Annotated in this window: 23 protein-coding genes and 1 riboswitch; of the genes, 15 read left to right on the top strand and 8 right to left on the bottom strand. The window is 66.9% G+C overall.

Features of this window, described 5'->3' with window-relative positions:
• The first annotated feature begins 149 nt into the window (after window positions 1–149).
• Window positions 150–1517, top strand: a complete 1368-nt coding sequence (locus tag A6A04_RS13150; RefSeq protein WP_068493598.1) for a glutamate--cysteine ligase — start codon at window positions 150–152, stop codon at window positions 1515–1517.
• Here A6A04_RS13150 and A6A04_RS13145 read toward each other — a convergent pair.
• From A6A04_RS13145 to A6A04_RS13135, 3 genes are all read right to left on the bottom strand, one after another.
• Window positions 1514–1807 carry a hypothetical protein gene (locus tag A6A04_RS13145; protein WP_068493596.1) on the bottom strand — a complete coding sequence of 98 codons (294 nt, stop codon included), beginning with the start codon at window positions 1805–1807 and terminating at the stop codon, window positions 1514–1516. The two genes, A6A04_RS13150 and A6A04_RS13145, sit on opposite strands and share 4 nt — an antisense overlap.
• 85 nt (window positions 1808–1892) lie before the next feature.
• Window positions 1893–3488, bottom strand: coding sequence for a stimulus-sensing domain-containing protein (locus A6A04_RS13140; protein WP_068493594.1), 1596 nt, complete (start codon window positions 3486–3488; stop codon window positions 1893–1895).
• Window positions 3489–3695: 207 nt separating this feature from the next.
• Window positions 3696–4391, bottom strand: coding sequence for a response regulator transcription factor (locus A6A04_RS13135; RefSeq protein WP_068493591.1), 696 nt, complete (start codon window positions 4389–4391; stop codon window positions 3696–3698).
• Window positions 4392–4460: 69 nt separating this feature from the next.
• Window positions 4461–4686: riboswitch (cobalamin riboswitch) on the top strand.
• 84 nt (window positions 4687–4770) lie between these two features.
• On the opposite strand from A6A04_RS13135, the gene A6A04_RS13130 reads away from it, so the two are divergent.
• From A6A04_RS13130 to A6A04_RS13115, 4 genes are all read left to right on the top strand, one after another.
• Window positions 4771–5424: an energy-coupling factor ABC transporter permease gene (locus A6A04_RS13130; protein WP_068493589.1), complete on the top strand. Its 654-nt coding sequence runs from the start codon at window positions 4771–4773 to the stop codon at window positions 5422–5424.
• Window positions 5421–5693 carry an energy-coupling factor ABC transporter substrate-binding protein gene (locus A6A04_RS13125; protein ID WP_068493587.1) on the top strand — a complete coding sequence of 91 codons (273 nt, stop codon included), beginning with the start codon at window positions 5421–5423 and terminating at the stop codon, window positions 5691–5693. Before A6A04_RS13130 ends, A6A04_RS13125 begins: the two co-directional genes overlap by 4 nt.
• 65 nt (window positions 5694–5758) lie before the next feature.
• Window positions 5759–6493, top strand: coding sequence for a cobalt ECF transporter T component CbiQ (gene cbiQ / locus A6A04_RS13120; protein ID WP_068493584.1), 735 nt, complete (start codon window positions 5759–5761; stop codon window positions 6491–6493).
• Window positions 6490–7329 carry an energy-coupling factor ABC transporter ATP-binding protein gene (locus A6A04_RS13115; RefSeq protein WP_068493582.1) on the top strand — a complete coding sequence of 280 codons (840 nt, stop codon included), beginning with the start codon at window positions 6490–6492 and terminating at the stop codon, window positions 7327–7329. The genes cbiQ and A6A04_RS13115 overlap by 4 nt, the downstream gene beginning before the upstream one ends.
• 35 nt (window positions 7330–7364) lie before the next feature.
• Here the strand turns inward: A6A04_RS13115 and A6A04_RS13110 are convergent, their stop codons facing one another.
• The 3 genes from A6A04_RS13110 to A6A04_RS13100 are packed head-to-tail and all read right to left on the bottom strand — an operon-like array spanning window position 7365 to window position 9482.
• Window positions 7365–8951, bottom strand: a complete 1587-nt coding sequence (locus tag A6A04_RS13110) for a peptide chain release factor 3 (RefSeq protein ID WP_068493580.1) — start codon at window positions 8949–8951, stop codon at window positions 7365–7367.
• 40 nt (window positions 8952–8991) lie between these two features.
• Window positions 8992–9276 (bottom strand): type II toxin-antitoxin system RelE/ParE family toxin, encoded by a 285-nt coding sequence (locus A6A04_RS13105; protein ID WP_068493578.1) that lies wholly within the window; start codon window positions 9274–9276, stop codon window positions 8992–8994.
• Window positions 9276–9482 (bottom strand): hypothetical protein, encoded by a 207-nt coding sequence (locus A6A04_RS13100; RefSeq protein WP_068493576.1) that lies wholly within the window; start codon window positions 9480–9482, stop codon window positions 9276–9278. The genes A6A04_RS13105 and A6A04_RS13100 overlap by 1 nt, the downstream gene beginning before the upstream one ends.
• Window positions 9483–9557: 75 nt before the next feature.
• On the opposite strand from A6A04_RS13100, the gene A6A04_RS13095 reads away from it, so the two are divergent.
• From A6A04_RS13095 to A6A04_RS13065, 7 genes are all read left to right on the top strand, one after another.
• Window positions 9558–9749 (top strand): hypothetical protein, encoded by a 192-nt coding sequence (locus A6A04_RS13095; RefSeq protein WP_068493574.1) that lies wholly within the window; start codon window positions 9558–9560, stop codon window positions 9747–9749.
• Between the two features lie 65 nt (window positions 9750–9814).
• Window positions 9815–10642, top strand: coding sequence for a transketolase (locus tag A6A04_RS13090; protein WP_068493572.1), 828 nt, complete (start codon window positions 9815–9817; stop codon window positions 10640–10642).
• The gene (locus A6A04_RS13085; protein WP_068493570.1) at window positions 10639–11601 is read left to right on the top strand and encodes a transketolase family protein; all 963 of its coding nucleotides are present in this window, start codon (window positions 10639–10641) and stop codon (window positions 11599–11601) included. The genes A6A04_RS13090 and A6A04_RS13085 overlap by 4 nt, the downstream gene beginning before the upstream one ends.
• A gap of 28 nt (window positions 11602–11629) precedes the next feature.
• Entirely contained in the window at window positions 11630–12802 is a 1173-nt protein-coding gene (locus A6A04_RS13080; protein WP_068493568.1) for a DegT/DnrJ/EryC1/StrS family aminotransferase, read from the top strand.
• A 154-nt stretch (window positions 12803–12956) separates the two neighbouring features.
• A complete protein-coding gene (locus tag A6A04_RS13075; RefSeq protein ID WP_068493566.1) occupies window positions 12957–13895 on the top strand; it encodes an NAD-dependent epimerase/dehydratase family protein in 939 nt (312 codons plus the stop codon).
• Window positions 13888–15393 carry a B12-binding domain-containing radical SAM protein gene (locus tag A6A04_RS13070; RefSeq protein WP_245651196.1) on the top strand — a complete coding sequence of 502 codons (1506 nt, stop codon included), beginning with the start codon at window positions 13888–13890 and terminating at the stop codon, window positions 15391–15393. The genes A6A04_RS13075 and A6A04_RS13070 overlap by 8 nt, the downstream gene beginning before the upstream one ends.
• 8 nt (window positions 15394–15401) lie before the next feature.
• On the top strand, window positions 15402–16427 hold the full coding sequence (locus A6A04_RS13065) for a polysaccharide deacetylase family protein (protein ID WP_068493562.1): 1026 nt from the start codon (window positions 15402–15404) through the stop codon (window positions 16425–16427).
• A 72-nt stretch (window positions 16428–16499) separates the two neighbouring features.
• On the opposite strand, the gene A6A04_RS13060 is transcribed toward A6A04_RS13065, so the two are convergent.
• The gene (locus A6A04_RS13060; RefSeq protein WP_068493560.1) at window positions 16500–17423 is read right to left on the bottom strand and encodes a class I SAM-dependent methyltransferase; all 924 of its coding nucleotides are present in this window, start codon (window positions 17421–17423) and stop codon (window positions 16500–16502) included.
• A 50-nt stretch (window positions 17424–17473) separates the two neighbouring features.
• On the opposite strand from A6A04_RS13060, the gene A6A04_RS13055 reads away from it, so the two are divergent.
• The 3 genes from A6A04_RS13055 to A6A04_RS13045 are packed head-to-tail and all read left to right on the top strand — an operon-like array spanning window position 17474 to window position 21852.
• The gene (locus A6A04_RS13055) at window positions 17474–19195 is read left to right on the top strand and encodes a heparinase II/III domain-containing protein (protein WP_068493558.1); all 1722 of its coding nucleotides are present in this window, start codon (window positions 17474–17476) and stop codon (window positions 19193–19195) included.
• Complete coding sequence (locus A6A04_RS13050) at window positions 19192–20859, top strand: MBOAT family O-acyltransferase (RefSeq protein ID WP_068493556.1); 1668 nt, start codon at window positions 19192–19194, stop codon at window positions 20857–20859. Before A6A04_RS13055 ends, A6A04_RS13050 begins: the two co-directional genes overlap by 4 nt.
• Window positions 20860–20862: 3 nt before the next feature.
• Entirely contained in the window at window positions 20863–21852 is a 990-nt protein-coding gene (locus tag A6A04_RS13045; protein ID WP_068493554.1) for a hypothetical protein, read from the top strand.
• Here A6A04_RS13045 and A6A04_RS13040 read toward each other — a convergent pair.
• Window positions 21836–23668 (bottom strand): HAD-IIIC family phosphatase, encoded by a 1833-nt coding sequence (locus A6A04_RS13040; RefSeq protein ID WP_068493552.1) that lies wholly within the window; start codon window positions 23666–23668, stop codon window positions 21836–21838. The genes A6A04_RS13045 and A6A04_RS13040 overlap by 17 nt on opposite strands.
• Window position 23669: the final 1 nt, after the last annotated feature.

Genomic DNA, 23669 nt, shown 5'->3' with positions numbered 1-23669 from the left:
CCTAAACTGACTGGCGCGAATTCCGCAATACCTTAATTGCGCCGCCGCCTGCGAATTCAAGGGGCGGCGTCATGGATTCCTCGCTTGACGGCCTTGGCCCCGCTGTCGTTTGCTGAAACTCCTCATAAGAATTCAGGATGATGCCGTCCATGTCCGCACCCGCCAAGCCCAGCGGCCAGCCCATCACCGGCAAACGCCAGCTGGTGGAATCCCTGGAGGCGGGGTGCAAGCCGCAAGACGCCTGGCGCATCGGCACCGAGCACGAGAAGTTCGGCTATACCACCGACGATCTGCGGCCGCTGCCCTATGACGGGCCGCGCGGCATCCAGGCCATGCTGGACGGGCTGGCGGGGCTGGGCTGGCAGCCGGTGCGGGAGGGCGACAACGTCATCGCCCTGCTGGACGGCCAGGGCGCATCGGTCAGCCTGGAGCCGGGCGGCCAGCTGGAACTGTCGGGCGGGCTGAAGGAGGACATTCACCAGACCGCCCAGGAAATCACCCATCACCTCTCCCAGGTGCGTCAGGTGGCCGATAAGCTGGGCGTCGCCTTCCTCGGCGCCGGGTTCCAGCCCAAATGGCGCCGCGACGACATTCCCTGGATGCCCAAGGGCCGCTATGCCGTCATGCGCCGCTATATGCCGCTGGTGGGCGGCAAGGGCCTCGACATGATGCTGCGCACCTGTACGGTGCAGGTGAACCTGGATTTCGCCTCGGAAGCCGACATGGTGAAGAAGCTGCGGGTGTCGCTGGCACTGCAGCCCATCGCCACCGCCCTGTTCGCCTCCTCGCCCTTCATTGACGGCAAGCCATCGGGGCTGAAATCCGCCCGCGCCGATGTCTGGACCGACACCGACCCCCACCGCACCGGCCCGCTGCCCTTCGCCTTCGAGGACGGCATGGGTTTCGAGCGCTATGTGGACTGGATGCTGGATGTTCCCATGTATTTCGTCTACCGCGACGGCAATTACATCGACGCCGCCGGGCAAAGCTTCCGCGACTTCCTGGCGGGACGGCTTCCCGCCCTGCCCGGTGAATTGCCCACCATGGGCGACTGGGCCGATCACCTGACCACCGCCTTTCCCGATGTGCGCCTGAAGCAGTTCCTGGAAATGCGCGGCGCCGATGGTGGCCCCTGGCGGCGGCTCTGTGCCCTGCCCGCCCTGTGGACCGGCCTGCTTTACGATTCCCAGGCGCTGGATCAGGCCTGGGATCTGGTCAAGGGCTGGAGCGCCGAGGACCGCGACTCCCTGCGCCGCGCCGTCCCCGCCCAGGCCCTGGACGCCCGTATCGGCGGACACGGCGTGCGCGAGATCGCCGCCGAGGTGCTCGCCCTGGCTTCGGCGGGACTGAAGCGCCGCGCCCGGCTGAACGATTCCGGGCGCGACGAGAGCATCTATCTCGAGCCGCTGGAAACCACGGTCCGCACCGGCCGCACTCCCGCCGACGACATGCTCGACGCCTTCGCCAGCCGCTGGGGCGGCAGTGTCGATCCCATTTTCCGCGACTACGCCTACTAGGGCCGACGCTCGCGGCGGTCTTCCCGCAATTCCCGGCGATCCTCGCGCTTTTCCCGCTTGTCCTCGCGCAATTCCTTGCGGTCCTCGCGCAGTTCCTTGCGGGCGGCGGCGCCACCGTCCTTGTCGCCTTCCTTCAATTCCTTGCGCAGCTGGTTGCGGTCCTGGACCTGCTCGCGGCGGTCCTGGCCGATTTCCCGACGATCCTGGCGCAGCTCCTTATGATCGCGACGCAATTCGCCCTTCTCCTGGGCGGTCGCGGGCACAACCGCCAGCAGCGGCGAGGGCGGCAAGCAGCATCTTTTTCATGGCGACAAACTCCTTTTCTATCGCTGAGGGGAAGCCTGCCACCCTATTGGGGCCAAATTCAGGCACCAATCAGGCGGCAGGAAGGTCCAGGATGAAGCGGGCGCCGCCGCCGTCGCGATTGGCGGCGGTCAGGCTGCCGCCATGGGCATCGATGATCTGGCGCGAGATGGACAGGCCCAGGCCGGAATGGGTGCCGAACTTCTCGCCCTCGGGCCGTTCGGAATAAAAACGCTCGAAGATGGCTTCCAGCTTGTTGGCGGGAATGCCCGGCCCCTGGTCGTCGACGGTGACCACGATCCGGCCGTCGCGGTGCTGGGCGCCCAGGGCGATCACCCCGCCGGGCGGGCTGAACGACACTGCGTTGGCGATCAGGTTGCGCAGCACCTGCATCAGGCGCGAATCCAGGCCCATGACCGTCAGCGGATCATCGTCGGGCCGGTCCAGGACGATGCGCAGGCCCTGGTCGGCGGTGGTGGTGCCATAGACCTCGGCCAGGGTGTCGAGCAGCCCGGACATGGAAACCGGCGCGGTCTCGATGCGCGACATTTCCGCATCCACCCGCGAGGCATCGGAAATATCGGTGATCAGCCGGTTCAGCCGCCCGACATCATCCAGGATGATGGCCATCAGGCGGCGTTGCTGTTCGGGGTTCTCGATGCGCGCCGCTGTTTCCACAGCCGAGCGCAAGCTGGTCAGCGGGTTCTTGATCTCGTGGGAGACATCGGCGGCGAAGGCCTCGATGGCGTCCATGCGCCGCCACAACGCCTCGGTCATGTCCTTGAGCGCCAGCGACAACTCACCGATCTCGTCCCGTCGGTCCGACAGGTCGGGAATGGCATGGGCACGGCCATGGCCGTGCCGCACCCGTTCCGCCGCCAGGGCCAGCTTGCGGATGGGCCGGGCGATGGTGCCCGCCATGTAGAGCGACAGGCCGATGGTGAGGCCCAGCGACAGGGTGAAGATTTCCAGGATCGCCACCCGCACCTGGAACAGCGAGCGGCCGATGGCGGCATCGTCGGAGGTCAGCAGCACCGCGCCCGCCACCTGTTTGTAATGCTGGACCGGCGCGGTGGCGGTCAGCATCAGCCCGCCGCCCTTGCGCGAGCGCAAGGCCCAGTCGGGCCGCCCGGCCAGCGCGACGCCGACCTCGGAGAAATCGGCGGCGCTGGGCGAATGCCCCTCGGGATAGGGTGGCAGCGTTTCCCCTTCCCACAAATGGCCCACATGCTTTTCCAGGCTGAGACGCAACCGGTCGCTCCAGCGCGGGATGGAGGGCAGCTCCTCGATCTGCACCGCCCCCTTGGGACTGTGGCGGACCCGGGTATCCGCCGTCTGGTCGCCGTCGCGGTCGAACAGGCGGGCGCGCAGCTTGGCCGGTTCGGCCAGACGGCGCAGCATGGACGGCGCCACCAGGGGATTGAGATCATAGCCGCCGCCATCGGCCTCCATCACCGCGCCCTCGCCGATGGCCGCCGCGATCATGGCGGCCTGGGCGCCGAGGCCTTCCAGTTCCGAGCGGATCAGTTCCTGCTTGTAGTGGTCGAGATAGAACAGCCCCGCCACCAGCACCACCGGGGCCAGCAGATTGACCGCCAGGATACGCCGGGTCAGCGGCGAGGCCAGCACCCGCCAGCGCGGCAGTTTTCGGGGATGAAGTGACGTCATTCAGCCCGTCCTGGACATGGAGCGAGATGCACCCTATTGCCCCTCTCCCGCCTGCGGGAGAGGGGGGAGGCCCGCAGGGCCGGAGGGTGAGGGCCTCTGCCCGCCATCCATGCCCTCACCCGGCTCGCTTTCGCTCGCCACCCTCTCCCGCCTGCGGGAGAGGGTTTGCGGGTGAAGTCCACCTGTCGCGTCGAGGGGCAAGACAAACTACTCATCGCTATAGCGATACCCCACCCCGTACAGGGTCTCGATCTGGCTGAAGCTCTCGTCCACGTCGCGGAACTTCTTGCGCAGCCGCTTGATGTGGCTGTCGATGGTGCGGTCGTCCACATAGATGGATTCGCCATAGGCGGCGTCGATCAACTGGTCGCGGTTCTTCACATGGCCGGGACGCTGGGCCAGGGCCTTGAGCAGCAGGAATTCGGTGACGGTGAGATCCACCTTGGCCCCCTTCCAGGCGCAGATATGCCGGGCCGGGTCCAGCACCAGCGAGCCGCGCACCATGGTCTCGCCGCCGGGCTGGTCGCCGCCGTTATTGGCCTCCAGGCGGCGAATCAGGGTGCGGATGCGCTCGATCAGCAGCTTCTGCGAGAACGGCTTCTTGATGTAGTCGTCGGCGCCCATGCGCAGGCCCAGCAATTCGTCCACCTCGTCGTCCTTGGAGGTCAGGAAGATCACCGGGATGGCCGATTGCTTGCGCAGGCGTTGCAGCAGCTCCATGCCGTCCATGCGCGGCATCTTGATGTCGAGCACGGCAAGGTCGGCGGGCTGAGCGGTCAAGGCGCGCAGCGCCTCGGTGCCGTCGGTATAGGTGCGGACCTTGAAGCCCTCCGCCTCCAGGGCGATGGACACCGAGGTCAGGATGTTGCGGTCGTCATCGACCAGGGCAATGGTATGGGACACGAAACCTCTCCCTCTTGGCATAAGGCCAGGGTAACACCTCGCGAAGGGTTTGCATCGGGATCATGGCGAAATTATAGTGGCCGCGATGGTTCCCGCCGCTCCCAGGGCGTCGGGTGAAAATGGGAACACGGTGCGGCCCCCGAAAAGGGGACCAACTCCGTGACTGCCCCCGCAACTGTAAGCGGAGAGGGTTCGGCCCCTTAGAGATCGCCACTGGTCGCCCAAGCGACTGGGAAGGCTATGCCGGACCTCATGACCCGCAAGTCAGGAGACCTGCCATCGCGAGAGTCGTTGCGAGCCCGTTCGGCCGGGGTGAGTCGGTGGGTTGGTGTTCCGTTTCGCGACGACGATTGGTCTCGACGAACGGAGTCTGTCTGTCATGCATATCATGGAAGGTTTTCTTCCAGCCGGGCACGCCCTGGCCTGGACCGCCATTTCCACCCCTTTCGTGGTGGCGGGGGTCCGCCGCCTGAAACGCATTCTCGCCGACAATCCCCAGGCCCGGCTGCCCCTGGCCGCCGCCGCCGGCTTCACCTTCATCCTGTCGGCGCTGAAGCTGCCCAGCGTCACCGGATCATGCTCGCATCCCACCGGCACCGGCCTGGGCGCCATGATGTTTGGCCCCTCGGTGATGGCGGTGCTCGGCGCGGTGGTGCTGCTGTTCCAGGGATTGCTGCTGGCCCATGGCGGCGTCACCACGCTGGGCGCCAACATCTTTTCCATGGCCATCGCCGGACCCTGGGTCGCCTATGGGGTCTGGAAACTTTCCGATCGCCTCGGCCTGCCCGCCGCCATCGGCGTCTTCCTGTCGGCCTTCCTGGGCGACCTCGCCACCTATGTGGTGACCTCGACCCAGTTGGCCCTGGCCTTCCCCGATGCCGAGACCGGCTTCGCCGGAGCCCTGGCCAAGTTCGCCTCCATCTTCGCCGTGACCCAGGCCCCCCTGGCGGTGGCGGAAGGCTTGGTCACCGTGGTGGTGATCAATGCCCTGACCGCCCGTGGACAGATGCATGGCTTGGGAGAAAAGGCATGACCGCCCGGAGCAATGCCCTGCTGCTGGGTCTGGCGGTGCTGATCGTCGCCGCGCCCCTGGCCCTGCGGCCCGACGCCCCCTTTGGCGGCACCGACGACGCCGCGTCGGAGGCGGTCGCCGCCTCCCATCCCGGCTACGAGAAGTGGACGGCGCCGTTCTGGACCCCCAGCAAGGAAGTGGAGAGCACCCTGTTCGCGCTCCAGGCCGCCTTCGGGGCCGGGCTGCTGGGCTATGTCCTGGGCCGCCGCCACGGCCGCCGGGACAAATAGATGACGCGCTTCCCCACGAACCCCTCCCCCCGTGCGACGCATGGGGGGAGGTCGGGAGGGGGGCCATGACCCTGCACATGGACCGCCTTGCCCAAGGCGGCCCCTGGCGGCAGCGGGCGCTGGCCGAGAAGGCCGTGCTCGCCCTCGGCCTGCTGGGGCTTGCTTTGGTCCTGCCGCCCTGGCCGGGCGCTGCCCTGGTGCTGGTCGCCGCCTGGACCAGTGCCCTGGCGGCTGCCCGTATTCCCTGGGGTGATTGGCTGCGGCTCAACGCCGCGCCGTTGGGTTTCGTCCTGACCGGCGCGGCGGCGGTGGCGGTGGAGATCGGCCCCGACGGCATCACCCTGGCCGCCGATCACGGCCGGGCGGCACTGGCCATCGTGCTGAGGGCCAGTGCCGCCGCATCCTGCCTGTTGCTGCTGGCCGCCACCACCCCCACCCCCGATCTGGTTCAGGGCCTGCGCCGCCTGGGCCTGCCGGTGGAACTGATCGAGATCATGCTGCTGACCTGGCGTTTCATCTTCCTGCTGCAAGACGCCGCCGCATCCATCCGCAACGCCCAGGAGGCCCGGCTGGGCTGGCACGGCCGGGGCCGCTCGCTCCGATCCCTCGGCCTGCTGATCGCCCAACTGCTGCCGCAGGCCATGGAGCGGGCCAGACGCCTGGAAATGGGCATGGCGGCGCGCGGATTCGACGGCACGCTGCGCCTGGCGCGGCCCCATCGGAGGGTCTCGGCCATCTCTATGATTTCGATCATATCACTGCATCTTGTGCTGGCGGGGACGTGTCTGTGGCTGGCATGATCCTGGAAGCCCTCGACCTTCACCATGTCTATCCCGGCGGCGTCATCGCCCTGGAGGGGCTGAGCCTGACGGTGGAGCGCGGCCGCCGCCTGGCGGTGCTCGGCCCCAACGGCGCGGGCAAGACCACGCTGCTGCTGCATCTCAACGGCACCCTGCGCCCCTCGGCCGGAGAGGTGCGGCTGGACGGCGTCGCCCAGGGCTATTCCCGGGCCGAATTGGCGGCGTGGCGCAGGCGGGTGGGGCTGGTGCTGCAGGACCCCGACAACCAGTTGTTCGCCGCCACGGTGGAAGAAGACGTCTCGTTCGGGCCGCTCAATCTCGGCCTGACCGAGGCCGAGGCCCGCGACCGGGTGACGGAAGCGCTGGACGCCCTGGGCATCGCCGACCTGGCCGAACGGGCCACCCATATGCTGTCCTTCGGCCAGAAGAAGCGGGTGGCCATCGCCGGAGCCCTGGCCATGCGGCCCGAAGTGCTGTTGCTGGACGAGCCGGTAGCGGGGCTGGACCACCGGGGCGCCCGGCTGCTGCTGCAGGCGCTGGAGCGGCTGGCAGCCTCGGGCACCACCCTGGTCTTCACCACCCACGACGTGGATCTGGCCTGGGCCTTCGCCGAGCGGGTGGCCCTGTTCGACCGGGGCCGGGTGATCCTCCATGGCGATGCCGCCGAGGTTCTGGGCGACCGCGACGCATTGGCCCAGGCGGGGCTGGAGCCGCCGCTGCTGCTGGAACTGGGATTTCGGACCCGGGAAGAGGCGCTGGGCAGGCTAAACCCTCTCCCGCTCGCGGGAGAGGGTGGCGAGCATCGCGAGCCGGGTGAGGGCAAGGACCCAGGCTAAAGGCCCTCACCCTCCCACAAGCGGGCGAGGGAAACTCAATGCTGTTCGCGAGTGGCGGTGAAGCGGACCTTCTCGAAATCCTGCTGGGCGCGGTTCATCTGCCAGGTGTTGCGGGCCAGATAGACGATGCCGCCGTCGCGGTCCTCGGCCATGTTGGACTTGTTGGCATCCATGAAGCGCTTCATCTCGGCCTCCTCGTCGCAGGCGACCCAGCGGGCGGTGACGAAGGGGGCTTCCTCGAACCCGGCCTTGATATTGTATTCGGACTCGATGCGGGTGGTCAGCACATCGAACTGCAGCGCGCCGACCACGCCGACGATCCAGGTGGAGCCGTCGATGGGCTTGAACACCTGACTGACGCCTTCCTCGGCCAGATCCTCCAGCGCCTTCTTCAACTGCTTGGCCTTCATGGGGTCGTCGAGCCGCACCCGGCGCAGCACTTCCGGGGCGAAGGTGGGAATGCCGAGAAAGTTGAGGTCCTCGGTTTCCGACAAGGTGTCGCCGATACGCAACTGGCCGTGATTGGGAATGCCCATGATGTCGCCGGGGAAGGCCTCTTCCGCCAGTTCGCGGTCCCGCGCCAGGAAGAATACCGGATTGACCAAGGCCATCAGCTTGCCGGACCGCACATGCTTCACCTTCATGCCGCGCTTGAAGCGGCCCGAGCAGATGCGGAAGAAGGCGATACGGTCGCGGTGGTTGGGGTCCATATTGGCCTGGACCTTGAAGACGAAACCCGAGACCTTGGCCTCGTTCGGCTCCACCACCCGCTTGTCCGACTTGCGGGCCAGGGGCGGAGGCGCCAGGCGGCCGATGCCGCGCAGCAGCTCGGCGACGCCGAAGGTCTTCAAGGCCGAGCCGAAGAAGACCGGCGTCAGGTGACCGGCGCGGAAGGAGTCCAGGTCGAATTCGGGATAGCCGCCGCGCACCAGTTCCACTTCCTCGCGCAGCTTGGCCGCCGCCGCCTTGCCCACCGCCTCGTCCAGCTTGGGGCTGTCCAGGGGGGCGTCCACGGCGATTTCGGCGATATGGTCGCCCCGGCCGGGATCGAACAGGATGACGCGGTCGCGCACCAGATCGAACACGCCCTTGAGATCGCGGCCCATGCCGATGGGCCAGGTCACCGGACAGACGTCCAGGGCCAGGGTCTTTTCCACCTCGTGCAGCAGGTCGAAAGTGTCGCGGCCCTCGCGGTCAACCTTGTTGACGAAGGTGATGATGGGCACGTCGCGCAGGCGACAGACCTCGAACAGCTTGAGCGTCTGGGTCTCGATGCCCTTGGCGGCGTCCAGCACCATCACCGCCGAGTCCACCGCCGTCAGGGTGCGGTAGGTGTCCTCGGAAAAGTCCTCGTGGCCGGGGGTGTCCAGCAGATTGAAGGTCAGCCCCTCATGCTCGAAGGTCATCACCGAGGCCGAGACCGAGATGCCGCGCTCCTTCTCGATGGCCATCCAGTCGGAACGGGTGCGACGCTGCTCGCCGCGCGCCCGCACCGCGCCCGCTAGCTGGATGGCGCCGCCGAACAGCAGCAGCTTTTCGGTCAGCGTGGTCTTGCCCGCGTCGGGATGCGAGATGATGGCGAAGGTGCGCCGCAGCGAGATGGCGTCGTCGAGAGTGCTCATGGGCCTGGGTTTTCACCGGAAGTGGCGCAAGAATCAAGCGTTAAAGGCTGCGGACGTCGCGGGCGCCGTGCAGGATGCGGATCACGTCAATGCCATCCGGCGTGGCGGTATAGAAAACGATGTAGCGGCCGACCGGAAAGCTCCTGACGCCGGAAGCGAGTCCCGACCGGCCGCGCCCCAACATGAGCGAGATGGCCAACAAGCCGCAGGCCGCCATGACGTCCTGGATCAACTGGCAGGCAGCCATGGGATTGTCGAGGGCGATATAGTCGCCGATTTCCTCAAGATCCGCCCCCGCTGCCGGTCGCAGGCGCGCGCCCCGCATCAGCCACCATACTTGGACAGTAGCCTTTGGAAAATGGGGGCGGCATCCACCGCCGCGCCACTGGCCGTACCGGCTTCAAGCGCGGCCCTCAGGGCGTCGATCCGGGATGCCTCCGCCCCAGCCAGCGCGGCGGCGATGATGGATTCATCCGCCGTCTGAAGAAATCCCGCCAGATCGGCATCCTGGAATTCACGGTTGACGCGCATCTGTGACAGTTCCCGGTTACGATGGCTTCAGTTTAGCATTGTGGGATTGCGAACTCCTATGGTGGAGATCACGGCATGCAGATCACCCTTTCCCCTGACCTGGCCGAACGGCTCTATCGGGTGGCGCGGCGACTGAAGCGCAGCCCCGACGACTGCGCGCTCGCCGCCATCCGGACCTTCGTCACCGACTGCGAGGAGTCCTTCGCCCAGGCCGCCCCGTTCGGCGACGGCGTGGCGCGGATTCCCGATGACGGTTTCATGGATTGAGATGCTTGGAGCGGCAGACACGATTTGCTAGTGTGCGCTCGAATCAAAAGATAGGGGTCCAAGGCGTGGAAGCTTCAGGGGTCAACGTGGATTTACGGGCCAAGGCGGAGTGGGTCTGGCGCCAGACCCTGGAAGTCTATCGCCGGGCACCGGAAGTCCGTCTGGCGTCGTCGCTGTCGCCCATCGAGATTTTCGTTTCGCTCTATTACGGCGGCCTGCTGCGCTTCGATCCCCAGCGCACCAATTGGGAAGAGCGCGACCGCTGCATCATCAGCAAGGGCCATGGCTCCATCTGCATGTATCCGATCCTGGCCGATCTCGGCTACTTCCCGGCCGAGGAGCTGGAGCGGGTGTGCCAGGCGGGCAGCTTCCTGGGCGGCATCCCCGATCCGGTGATCCCCGGCTATGAAACGGTCAACGGCTCGCTGGGCCACGGTCTGGGCGTGGCCAGCGGCATGGCGCTGGGCCTCAAGGTCAAGGGCGGAGCCCAGGACGTCTTCGTGGTCACCGGCGACGGCGAGTTGCACGAGGGCGCCAATTGGGAGGCCATCATGTTCGCCGCCCAGAACAAGCTGGACAACCTGACCCTGGTGGTGGACGACAACCGCATCTGCATGCTGGGCTTCACCGATGAGATCAACTCGCTGGGCGTGCTCGCCGACCGCCTGGGCGGGTTCGGCTGGAATTGCCTGGAGGTGGACGGCCACGATGTCATGGCGGTTCACGCGGCGCTGACCACCTTGAAGAAGACCCGCGACGGGCGGCCCAAGGCGCTGGTGGCCCGCACCATCAAGGGCCGCGGCGTCCCCGGCCTGGAGAACGCCCCCCTGTCGCATGTGATGTCGCCGAAGATCGACCTCATCGACTCGCTGCTGCAGGAGTCCCGGCCATGACCGAGCTCAAGCCCCGGGCCATGCGCGACGCCCTGCTGGAGCGCGTCTGGCAGAACATGGCCGATGACGAACGCCTGTTCTTCGTCGCCGCCGATTTCGGCGCCCCCACCCTGGACCGCATCCGGGGTGATTTCCCCAAGCGATTCATCAATGTGGGCATCGCCGAGCAGAATCTGATCAATGTCTCCGCCGGGCTGGCGCTGGAAGGCTTCAAGGTCTTCGCCTATGCCATCGCCCCCTTCATCACCATGCGCTGCTATGAACAGTGCCGCACCAATCTGGCCCTGCTGTCCACGGTGCGGCCCATGAATGTCACCCTGGTGGGCGTCGGCGCGGGCTATAGCTATGTGGTGTCGGGTCCGACCCACCAGTGCTACGAGGACATCACCCTGATGCGGACCCTGCCCGGGTTCTCGGTGCTGTCGCCCGCCGACCATATCACCGCCGGTCATCTGTTTGACCGCTGCGCCGGTCGGCCGGGGCTGAAATACCTGCGCTTCGACGCCCAGAACCTGCCGGTCCTCTATGGCGAGGCCGCCCCCGACCTGGACAAGGGCTTCACCCTGCTGCAGGACGGCACCGACGCCACCGTGGTGGCCACCGGCTATATGGTGCATACCGCGCTGAAAGTGGCGGAAAGCGTCGCGAAGGACGGGATCAAGCTGGCCGTGGTCGATCTGTTCGATCTGTCGGGCTTCGACGCCGATGCCCTGGCCGGAGCGCTGGCCGCCCGGCCGAGGCTGATCAGCATGGAAGAGGGCTTCAGCGGCCGGGGCGGCGTGGATTCGCTGCTGCGCGATCTGCTGAGCCGGAAGGGGCTGGAGCGCCCGACCCTGGGCATCGGGGTGGAACCAGCCTATCGTTTCGAGCTGGGCGACCGCGCCACCTTGCACGAGCAGGTGGGGATCGGCCCCTTGGTGGCCGAGACGAGAGTGCGCGCCTTCCTCAAGCGGCAATAACGACCCTAGATACAGGATTGCTTGGACCATGTTCTATGAACTCGCCGCCCCGACCTGGGGTCCGGAAGAAGAAGCCGCCGCCAAATCCGTCATCGATTCCGGCTTCTACACCATGGGCGCCCATGTGAAGGCCTTCGAGGAGGAATTCGCCGCCTATCACGGCATGAAGCACGGCATCATGGTCAATTCCGGCTCGTCGGCCAATCTGATCGCGGTGGCCGCCCTGGCCTACAAGGCCGACAAGCCCTTGCAGCGCGGCGACGAGGTCATCGTGCCGGTGATTTCCTGGGCCACCACCTATCACCCGCTGCAGCAATACGGGCTGAAGCTTCGCTTCGTCGATGTGGACCTCCAGACCCTCAATATCGATGTCGCCCAGTTGGAAAAGGCGCTGACGCCGAAGACCCGCGCCATCGTGGCGGTGTCGATCCTGGGCAATCCGGCGGCGCTGGACGTGATGCGGGAATTCGCCGACCGGCACGGCCTCTACCTGCTGGAAGACAATTGCGAGAGCATGGATGCCGAGTTGAACGGCAAGAAGGCCGGCACTTTCGGCCATCTCAACACCTTCAGCTTCTTCTTCTCGCACCATATCTCCACCATGGAAGGCGGCATCATCCTCACCGATGACACCGAGTTGGCCCATCTGTGCCGGAGCTTGCGCGCCCATGGCTGGACCCGCGACCTGCCCGCCGACAGCCCGGTGTTCCAGAAGAAGGGCAACGACTTCTTCGAGGCCTACCGCTTCGTGCTGCCCGGCTACAATGTCCGGCCGCTGGAGATCGAGGCCGCCATCGGCCGCGAGCAGATCAAGAAGCTGCCGGGCTTCACCGCGCAGCGGCGCAAGAACCTGGCTCTGTTCCAGCAGTTGTTCGGCGCCGATGACCGCTTCATCATCCAGAAGGAAAACGGCAAGAGCAGCGCCTTCTCCTTCACCATCATCCTGAACCCGGCCAAGAAGATCGACCGCAACAAGGTCTTCGCCGCGCTCAAGGACGCCGATATCGGCTATCGCATCATCACCGGCGGCAATTTCCTGCGCCATGACGTGATCAAGCACTATGACTACGATGTGGTGGGTGGCGCGGTTCCCAATGCCGATACCGCCCATGACCACGGTTTCTTCGTCGGCAACCATCCCTTCGACCTCACCGCCCAGATCACCCGTCTGCGCGAAGTGCTGGATCAGGCCTGCCGGTAGGATAAAAGGCCCCCACCCCGGCCCTCCCCCGCAAGCGGGAGAGGGAGGGAAAGGGAGCGAAGCGACTGGCGCGTTGAGCGCCCGCCGCTCATGCGGCGAAAGCCAAGCGAACGGAGTTCGCGCCGGCGCTTGAGGCAAAAGAAAGGAAGACTCAATGACCTACAACATCCTGGTAACCGGCGGCGCGGGCTATCTCGGCTCCATCATGGTTCCCGAACTGCTGGCGGCGGGCCACAAGGTCACGGTGCTGGACAATTTCATGTTCAAGCAGCACTCGCTGGGCAGCGTCTGCGCCGATCCCAACTTCTCGGTGGTCAAGGGCGACTGCCGCGACGAGAAGCTGATGGCCGGACTGATCAAGGACAAGGACGTGGTGATCCCGCTGGCCGCCCTGGTCGGCGCGCCGCTCTGCGCCATGGACCCCATCGGCGCCACCACCACGAATCTCGACGCCCAGAAGATGCTGTTCAAGATGCTGTCGCCCAACCAGCGCGTCTTGATGCCCATCACCAATTCCGGCTATGGCGTCGGCGAGAAGGGCAAGTTCTGCACCGAGGAAACTCCGCTGCGCCCCATCTCGCTCTACGGCGTCCATAAGGTCGAGGTCGAGCAGGCTCTGCTGGAACGCGGCAACGCCATCAGCTTCCGCCTCGCCACCGTGTTCGGCATGGCGCCGCGCATGCGTATCGACCTGCTGGTCAACGACTTCGTCTACCGCGCCGTCACCGACCGCGCCGTGGTGCTGTTCGAGCCCCATTTCAAGCGCAACTACATCCATGTGCGCGACGTCACCCGCGCCTTCATGCACGGCTTGAACAATTTCGAGTCCATGAAGAACCAGCCCTACAATGTGGGTCTGTCGGATGCCAATCTGTCCAAGTGGGAACTGTGCCAGGTGATCCAGAAGCACATTCCCAAATTCGTCTTCGTGGAAGCGCCCATTGGCGAGGACCCCGACAAGCGCGACTACATCGTCTCCAACGAGAAGATCGAGAAGACCGGCTTCAAGCCCGCCCATTCGCTGGATCTCGGCATCGCCGATCTGATGAAGGGCTTCACCATGATCAAGAATTCGATCTACGGCAATGTCTGAGCCCATGGAGTCCGAGCGCGTCGATCTGGTCCTGGTCAATCCCGGCGGTCGCGAGGCGGTGTACCAGGAGCTGGGTGGCGAGCTGACCGCCATCGAGCCGCCGCTGTGGTGCCGCCTGATCGCCGGTTACGCCCTGGACCGGGGCAAGACCGTCACCATCATCGATTCCGAGGCCGAGGAAATCGGCCCGGACGAGGTCGCCGCCCGGGTCAAGGCCCTGAACCCCACCCTGGTGGTGATGGTGGTGTTCGGACACCAGCCCTCGGCCTCGACCCAGCAGATGGTGGGCGCCGCCCATGCCTGCGAGGCCCTGAAGGATACCGCCCCGGAACTGCCGATCCTGATCGTCGGCGGCCATGTCTCGGCGCTGCCGGAAAAGACCCTGGCCGAGGAGAAGGTGGATTTCGCCTGCAAGGGCGAAGGTCCCGCCACCGTGGTGCAACTGCTCGACTGGCTGCAATCGGGCGCGGCGGAAGAGCCCGCCGACGTGGCCGGTCTGGTCTGGCGCGACGGCGAGGACGTGATCCGCGTCAACAAGCCCGCCGCCCTGACCCATGACCTGGACGCCGACCTGCACGGCAATGTCTGGCACCTGTTGCCCATGGACAAGTACCGCGCCCATAACTGGCAATGCTTTGGCGATCTGGGATCGCGCAAGCCCTATGCCAGCATCTATACCTCGTTGGGCTGCCCCTATAAGTGCAGCTTCTGCTGCATCAACGCCCCGTTCGACGCCAACCGCTACCGCATGCGCTCCCCCGTTCAGGTGGTGGCCGAGGTGGACCGGCTTTACCGCACCCATGGCGTCAAGACCTTCAAGATCATCGACGAGATGTTCGTGCTCAACGACCGGCACGTGAACGCCATCTGCGACGGATTGATCGAGCTGGGTTATTCCGACGAGCTGAACTTCTGGGCCTATGCCCGGGTCGACACGGTGAAGCCCGCCATGCTGGCCAAGCTGCGCAAGGCGGGCATCCGCTGGCTGGCGCTGGGCATCGAATCGGGCTCAAAGCATGTGCGCGACGGCGCCGACAAGGCCCTGAAGCAGGAAGACATCATCGGCATCGTCCGCGACATCCAGAAAGCGGGCATCTGCGTCATCGGCAACTACATCTTCGGCCTGCCCGACGATACGCTGGAGACCATGCGCGAGACCCTGGACCTGTCCAAGGAACTCAACTGCGAATTCGCCAATTTCTATTCCGCCATGGCCTATCCCGGCTCGCAGCTCTACCACCAGGCGGTGGCCCAGGGCTGGGCACTGCCGCAAAGCTGGTCGGGCTTCTCGCAGCATTCCTACGACTGCCAGCCGCTGCCAACGGAGCATTGCACGGCGGCCCAGGTGCTGAAGTTCCGCGATGATGCCTTCCACGAATATTTCGAGAACGAGCGCTATCTCGGCATGGTGGCGCAGCGCTTCGGCTGGGAGACGCGGCGCCATGTGGAAGCCATGTCGACGACGCGGCTCAAGCGCAAGCTGGTGGACGAGGCCTAGCGAGAGCCATGGCGGGTCGATGTCGCGCCTGGGCCTTGGTGCCGATGGGGCTGCTGGTGGGGCTGCTGGCGGGCGGGGCCCCATCGGCCCTGGCTGCCGAGTCCGCCGTGGTGCTGCTCTATCACCGCTTTGACGACGACCGCATTCCGGCGCTCAACACCACTACCGAGCAACTGGCCGCCCATCTGGCCGAGTTCAAGTCCGGTGGTCACACGGTGCTACCCCTGGCCGAAGTGGTCGAGGCCATGGCGCAGGGCCGTGCCCTGCCCGACAAGGCAGTCTCCCTGACCGTGGACGAGGACAGCGCCACCTTCGTTCGCCGCGCCTGGCCGCTGCTGCGCAAGGCGGGCGTGCCGGTAACCCTGGCGGTGGCCACCGACGAGGTGGATCGCGGCGGCCCCGATGGGCTGAGCTGGAACCAGTTGCGCGATCTGGCCCAGGCGGGCGTCGCCATCGCCAGCCAAGGCGCCGCCCGGCTGCGCATGGCCAAGGCCAGCCCCGACGCCGTCGCCGCCGACCTGGCCAAGGCACGGGAGCGCTTCCTGCAGGAATTGGGCCGGGTGCCCGAGATTTTCGTCTGGCCCTGGGGCGAGGCCAGCGCCGACTCCATGCGGCTGGTGCGTCAGGCGGGCTACAAAGTCGCCTTCGGCCAGCATTCCGGCGCCGCCTGGGCCAAGGCCGATCCCACCTATCTGCCCCGTTTCGCCGCCACCGCCGCCTATGGCGAGCCCGATCGCATCCGCCTAGCCCTACGCGCGCTGCCGCTGCCGGTCACCGATATCACCCCCGCCGATCCCCTGGTCAGGGCCAATCCCCCGGCCTTCGGCTTCACCCTGGCCGAGGAGATCCCCGGTATCGATGGGCTGGCCTGCTTCGCCTCGCATCAGGGACAGGTGCGGGTGGAACGCCTGGGGCCACGGGTGGAGGTGCGCATGAGCAAGCCGCTGCCCCAGGGCCGGGTGCGCCTCAACTGCACCGTCGCCACCCTGGAAGGGCGCTGGCGCTGGTTCGGCTGGCAGTTCGTGGTGCCGTGAGGACATATCCCCCTCCCTCGGCTTTGCCGGGGGAGGGTCGGGGTGGGGGCCCCCCTCCCGGCCTCCCCCTACCTATGGCGGGGGGAGGGGGGTGTTCTTCGGCTTCCTCGCCGCTATGAACCAGGAAAAGCCCATGATCTCGCCCAGCTTCAGCTCCAGCGGCGACTGGATCGGCCAGGGCTCGCCATAGACCAGCACGCCGCCGGGATGGGTGCCGTAGCGCTTGATCTGGTATTTGCGGTACAGCCGCCCCAGCTTGGGCACCAGATACCAGTAGAACTCGCCCTTGCGCCAGGTCACGTCCTTGAAGGCGGCGAACAGCCGCCCGATTTCGGCGCCGGTATAGCAACGGGTGATGGGATTGGCCACGGTCTGGCGGTCCTTGCCGCCCCATTCGGTGGCCTTGCCCAGCCAGTTGGGGTCGCGGAACGCCTTGCCCATCAGCAGGCCGATGGGCAGGAACATGTTGATCCAGTAGTGCCACGAGCTCTTGCAATAGAGCATGATCACCGCCCGTCCGCCGGGCTTGAGCACCCTGAACACCTCGGCGATGGCCCTTTCGGTGTCCAGGGTGTGGTGCAGCACCCCGTTGGAATAGACGATATCGAAACTGGCATCGGCGAAGGGCAGGTTTTCCGAATCGCCATTGACCGCGTGGCAGTCCGCCGCCGCCTCGCCCATCAGGCGGAATTTGGCCTCGGTGGCCCGCGCCCTGGCCGGGGTGATGTCCAGGCTGGTCATGATGGCGCCATGCTTGGCGAACAGGGCGGAATGGCCGCCGGCACCCGGCCCCACTTCCAGCACCCGCTTGCCCGCCAGCTCGGCCAGCGGCATTTCCACCACCGCCATGTGACGGCGCAGGCGGAACATGTCTTCCAGGTCGTCCAGCGACTTGAACAGGGCGTCACGGGTCAGATGCGCGTCCACATCCTCGTAGAGCGAGTTGTACAGCGCCTTCCAGAAGGCTTGGATGTCGGATTTGGCGGGAGCGGTCATGGTGCGATCCTCTATAGCTTCCGGCCTTTCACTCCGCTACAAGCATTTTCATGCTGGACGGCCTGAAGCGCAAACTGCGGCAACTCTCCGACGACCCCGTGCTGCGGCGCTGGCTGATCCTGCGCGCCCTGCGGCTGACCCCGGGCGAGCCCGCCTTCACCCCCCATCGCCCGCCTTGCCTGGGGCCGGGCTGGGCCGGGCTGGAGCCGGAGACGCCCCAGGCGGTGTTCCCCGCCTTGCCCGAAGGTAGCCCCCGGGGCCGCCTGACCCTGCGGCTGCCCGGTCGGGTGCTGGAGGTGGAGCCCGGCGGCGAGGCGACACTGGTGGCCGCCCCGCTGGACGATCCCGAGACCCAGCTGGGTCTGCACCGCTTCGCCTGGGTGCCCATGATGAAGCCGGGCGACGACGCCCGCTGGGTGGCGACCATCTGGGCCGCCTGGAGGGCTCGCTTCGGCACCCCGGATTCCTCCTGGGCCTGGCATCCCTATACCGCCGCCGAACGCGCCATCAACCTGATCACCTTCATCCGCCGCCACGGCCTGCCCGGTCCGGCCGAGGATACCCTGGCCGTGCTGGCGGCCCATGCCCCCGCCATGGCGGCGCGGCTGGAATATTTCGGCGAGCACCACACCTCGAACCACCTGTTCAACAACGGCCGCGGCCTTTACCTGCTGGGCCTAGCCCTCGGCCTGCCCCGCGCCACCGCGGCCGGCGCCGCCATCCTGACTTCGGAACTGGGCCGCATCTTCCGGGTGTCGGGGCTGCTGCGCGAGGGTTCCAGCCATTACCACCTGCTGCTGACCCGGTCGCTGTCCAGCGTCTGGCTGGCGGCGCGCGAGCATCACCGCCCCGAGGCCGAGGTCTTCGAGAAAGCGCTGCGCCGCGCCGTGGCGGTGCTGCCCCATCTCTGCCTGCCCGGTCGCTTCCCCCTGGTGGGCGACATCTCGCCCGACTGCCCGCCCGAGCATCTGTTCGGCCTGCTTCCCGGCGGCGATCGCCGCTCGGGCTGGCTGGACGTGCTGCCCCCCGACCAGCGCGCCCCCCTGGCCGCCCTGCTGGACGAGGTGGCGCCCAGCGAGCCCCTGGCCGAGGACGGCTGGCTGAAGGCCTCCTTCGGCGACTGGATGGGACTGTGGCACGCCGATCCCGAGGGGTGGAGCCAGATGCCCGGCCACGGCCACCAGGATTGCGGCGGCTTCGAACTGCATTTCGAGAAGGAAGCGGTGTTCGTCGACCTGGGGCGCGGCAGCTATGCCGTGGCGGGCGAGGCCGACGAGATGGTGTCGGCCCAGGCCCATAACGGCCTGTCGGTGGACGGCTTCGATCCCTACGCCGCCAACAAGCCCTATTACGCCGAGTCCTTCCGCCGCACGCTCGGCGGCGCGCCGCCCCGGCTGGTCCGCGATCCCGACGGCATCGACCTGAACATCAACGGTTTTCGCCGCCTCAAAGGCGTCGGTGCCGTCACCCGGCGCTGGCGATTCGAGGGCCGCAGGCTGGACATCACCGACACGGTGGCGGGCAGCGGCCCCCATCTCCTGATCCGCCGCCTGCATACCACCTGCCGGGTCGAGGCGGTGGCGGGCGGGCTGCATCTTCATGCCCCCGGCGGGCGCCGCTTCACCATCACCGCCCCGGATGCCGAGATCACGGTTAGCCCGACCACCCTGTGGACCGCCTATGGCGAGGGCGTGCCCGCCAGCCGCATCGAGATCACCATCGCCGCCGCGCCGCTGCCCTGGTCCGGCCTGATCCGGGTGGAGGCGGCGTGAATATCGGATCACCCACCTTCCTCGCCTTCCTGCTGGGCGCCCTGCTGGCCTTCCACGGCCTGCCCCGCCTGCCGTCGCGCTGGCGGATGGCCGCCATCAACGCCGTCTTCGTCGCCAGCTTCTTCCAGACGCCCCTGGCCTTCGTGCCGGTGGCGTCCTTCGCCGTGATCGGCTGGCTGCTGCTGCATGTCATGGTACGGGCGCGGAGCGAAGCGGCCCTGCCCCTGGCCATTCTCGGCCTGCTGGGCTGGTTCGTGGTGCTGAAGCGCTATTCCCTGCTGCCCGACGCCCTGTTGCTGGACTTCCCCTATGCCGCCGTGGGTCTGTCCTATCTGCTGTTCCGGGTGCTGCACCTGCTGATCGATGTGCGCCAAGAGGCCCTGGAGCGGGTCCCCGACCCGGTGGACTACCTCAACTATCTGTTCTGTTTCCTGACCTTCGTCGCCGGGCCGATCCAGCGCTACGAGGACCACCGCGACCGGGTGGCGCGATCGACGGAGCAGTTGGGGCCAGGCCAGATCCAGGCCGCCCTGGCCCGCATGCTGGACGGCTTCGTCAAGGTGGTGGCCACCGCCGTGGTGGCCAGCGACATCGCCGCCAACCTGCCGCTGGCCATCGGCCCGGACAAGGATTTTGGCCTGTCCATCTTCCACGGCATGGGCGGTCCCATCGCCTGGGTGTTCTCCAATTCCAACGGCGATACCCTGGTGCGGCTGTCGGCGCGGCTGCTGCTGCACGGGGCCGCCTTCCTGGCCTATCTCTACGTCAATTTCTCGGGCTACATGGATATCGTCCTGGGTGCGGCGCGGCTGTTCGGCTTTTCCCTGCCCGAGAATTTCGATCGCCCCATGCGGTCGCGCAGCCTGCTGGAATTCTGGACCCGCTGGCACATCACCCTGTCGGACTGGTTCAAGACCTATCTGTTCCAGCCGCTGCTGATGGCCTTGGCCCAGCATGTGGGGCGCGGCAAGGCCTCGGCCTATCTGGCGGTGCCCGCCTTCATGGTCACCTTCATGGTCATGGGCGTGTGGCACGGCACCACCGAGGAATTCCGCTGGTACGGCCTGATCCTCGGCCTCGGCGTCGCCGCCAACAAGCTGTTCCAGCTGCTGTTGCAGGGACGGCTGGGCAAGAAGGGCTATGCCCGGCTGGCCGCCCATCCCCTTTACGCCGCCCTGGCACGCGGGGTGACCCTGGCCTTCTTCACCCTGATGCTGTGCTGCCTGTGGCTGGATGCCCGCCAGATGGAGGCCCTGATCCGCCTGTATGGCGGCTCTGGCCTCGCGCGGCTGATGCTGGTGGCCTCGCTGGCCGCCGCCTTCGCCCTGTGGAGTTGGGATGCGGCTGTCCGCGCCCTGGCGCGCTGGCCCGAGCCGCTGGCCAGCGCCGCCGAATATCTCGGCCTGCTGTGGCTGGCGCTGGTCTGGGGCAATCTGCTGGGCATCACCTCGGCCATCGAGCGCCTGGTGGGCTTCGGCCTGCACGACGCCATGAAGGCGGGGCTGGGTGGCTTGCTGCTGCTGGCGGCATGGTCTCTGCGCGACTGGGCGGCGGAGCGGCCCAAGCCGGGGACGGCGGTGCTGTCGGTCAAGCTGCTGCTGCTGGTGCTGGCCGCCCTGTCCCATGCCGGGGCGGTGCCCGATTTCGTCTACAAGGGCTTTTGAGAGATGCTGCGGCCGATCCTGATTCAGACCGCCAAGCTGCTGGCCCCCACCCTGGCGGCCTATCTGGCGCTGTTGTGGCTGGCGGCGGGCATGGACTTTCCCGCCGATTCCGCCACCCGTCTCGACAGCGCCGACGCCGAGCGCTCGATCCTGGCCACCGAACCCGCCTATGTGATGTTCGCCTCCAAACTGCTGGCGGGCCGGGATCCGGCGGTGATGCTGATCGGGCCGTCCAACGTCAAGGCGGGGTTTCGCCCCGCCGAGCTGGCGCCGCTGCTGCCCGGGGTGGCAGTACACAACATGGCGGTCAGCGGCAGCAATATCGACGCCATGGCGGCGGCGGTGGATCTGGTCTACGGCCAGCGGCCGCCGGAAAGCCGCGACGGTCTGGTCCTCGTCTTCGGCCTGTGGAATGGCGAGTTCCTGCATAACGAAAGCATTCCGGCCACCACCCAGCTGGGTCGCCAGATGCAGCGCTTCGGTATCTTCCAGCATGGACCCGACGGCTTCACCCTTCAGGTCGGCGCGGGCGGCTTCCAGATGGCGACCACCCTGCTGCGTCCCATTTTCGCCCTGCAGATCCTGATCGGCTCGCAAAGCCCGCTGGCCCGGCGCCTCGCCGCCCGGACCGAGGATCAGGCCCCGGCCCAGCGACCGCCCGCGCGTGATTTCGAGCTGCCCACCGCCCAGTTCGAGACCCTGGTGGCCGTAGCCGACAAGGTGGCGCGACAGGGGGGGCGGCTGGTGCTGGTGGACCTGCCCTTGCCGGTAAGCTTCAGTGGCCCCGATCCCATGTGGCACCGCTATCAGGCCGCCAAGGGACCATGGCTCGCGGCGGCCAGGGCCAAGGGCGCGGTCTATGTCGACATGCAGGACATGAATGCCGAGGAGGATCTGGACGGCGCCACCCACCCGCTGCCCCACGCGACCCACAAATGGGCGGAACGGCTGGCGGCGGAACTGAAGGCAAACGGGGTTATTCCCGCGCGATGAAGGTCTTCAGCGGCAGGAAGCCGTCCAGGTCCAGCCGCCACAGGGTCTCGCCACCCGCGTCCGACAGCTTGATGAACCCCATGCGCTGGTAAAGCCCCGCCACCAGCTTGTTCTTCTTGCTGGGCACATAGCGGCCCAGCAGATGGGTGCATCCGGCGGCGCGGGCGGCCATCGCCATCTCGTTGACGATGAATTCCTCCATGCCGCGGCCCAGCACCCGGCAGCTCATCACCCAGGTATCCACATGGGCGGAATCGCCATCGCGGCGCAGCAGCACCACCGAGATCAGGCCGTTGTCGCCGAAACGGTCCTTCAACCCGAAGCAGCGGCCGATCCAGTCCGTTTCGGCCAGCATGTCGAGGATCTCGGCCTCGCCGTGACGGGTGCCGGTCAGGTGGAACTGGTTGCTCTTGTTGATCAACTGGGCCGAGCGCGGCAGGCGGAACTCGTCGATCTCCGCCACCTCGGACGTCATCTCCAACCCGCGCTGGAACTCGCCCAGATCGGCGTATTGGCTGCGCAGTTCTTGGCGCGAGGCATTGGCGCGGTAATAGTCGTTGCGCACCGCGTCCTCGTCCGAGAAGGCCAGGGTCTCGAACAGCCGCTCGGCATGCAAGGTGGCGGCATAGAGCGTCGGGTCCTCGGGCAGCTCCGGAATGGTCACCATGGGCAGGAAATCGCGCACCAGCGAGCGTTCCGCCGGGTTGTCGTCGACGAAGACCATGGAATCGAGGCCGATATTCAGGGTCTCGGCGATCAGGCGGATATTGTCGGCCTTGTTGTCCCAGTTGGCGCGGAACACCGCCACGTCGTCCAGGGACAGGCGCATGTCGGGGTGGCGCTCGAACGGCTCGCGGGCGTTGGCCTCCTCGTTCTTGGAACAGACGGTGAGGATGATGCCGCGCGCCTTCAGCGCGCGCACATAGTCCTGGAAATCGGCGAAGGCCTCGCCATCGGCGCCATTGCCAAGCCGGATGCCCTCGACCCCGTCATCGCCGATGACGCCGCCCCACAGGGTGTTGTCGAGATCGAGCACCAGGCATTTCTTGGCCAGGCCCTTGGCGGCGCCCGCCAGCCGGGCGAACTGGAACGCCACCTGGCCGATGGCGTCGAAGGCGAAGGCGTGCTTGGAATGATACCAGTAGCGATGCTCGGCCCAGGCATCCTTGCCCCAGCAGCCCGAGACATGCTCCAGGTCGAACAGGGTCACGGCGTTGGGCAGCGCCTCGGCCAGGGCCAGATTGTAGCGACGCAGCAGCGAGCGGCGGCTCCAGGCCACATTGGCCTCGAAATGGCCGAACACGTCCATGGAAGGGATATCGGCGTTGTTCTGGACGATCAGGCAGGACAGCCGCTGCTGCAGCGCCCGCCACAGCCCGGCGGTCTCGGCCACCGCCCCCGCCACCGCCGCCTCGACGGCCGCCTTGTCGGCGCCGGGCATGGCGTCGAGGCGCACATCGCGCCACGAGGTGAAGAACCACACCATGTCGGGCTGGAAGCGGTAGAGTTCGCTGTCGGGGTCCAGCACGCTCTGCGCCGCCTGGCCGAAGGGCGGCTGGTGAATCTCGGCGTCGAAGCCTTCCAACGCCAGCCACAGCCGCAGGATATCGGCGAGGTGGTCGGTGGTGGATGTGGCCAGTAGGGCCAGCTTCAGCGGCCGCAGCTCCAGCCCGTCCTTGGGCAGCTTGTCCAGCAGCTTGGCGTATTTGCGCTGGGTGACGAAATCATCGCCCGGCCGGGCGATGGATTTCAGCGCCTCGAACGCGCCCCTGGCATCGCCTTGGGCGGCCCTGACCTTCACATCGGCCCAGTTCATG

The organism is Paramagnetospirillum marisnigri (assembly GCF_001650715.1).
GTDB classification, from domain to species: Bacteria; Pseudomonadota; Alphaproteobacteria; order Rhodospirillales; family Magnetospirillaceae; genus Phaeospirillum; species Phaeospirillum marisnigri.
Note: the sequence above shows the minus strand (reverse complement) of the source record. Positions and strands in the feature narration are given on the sequence as shown.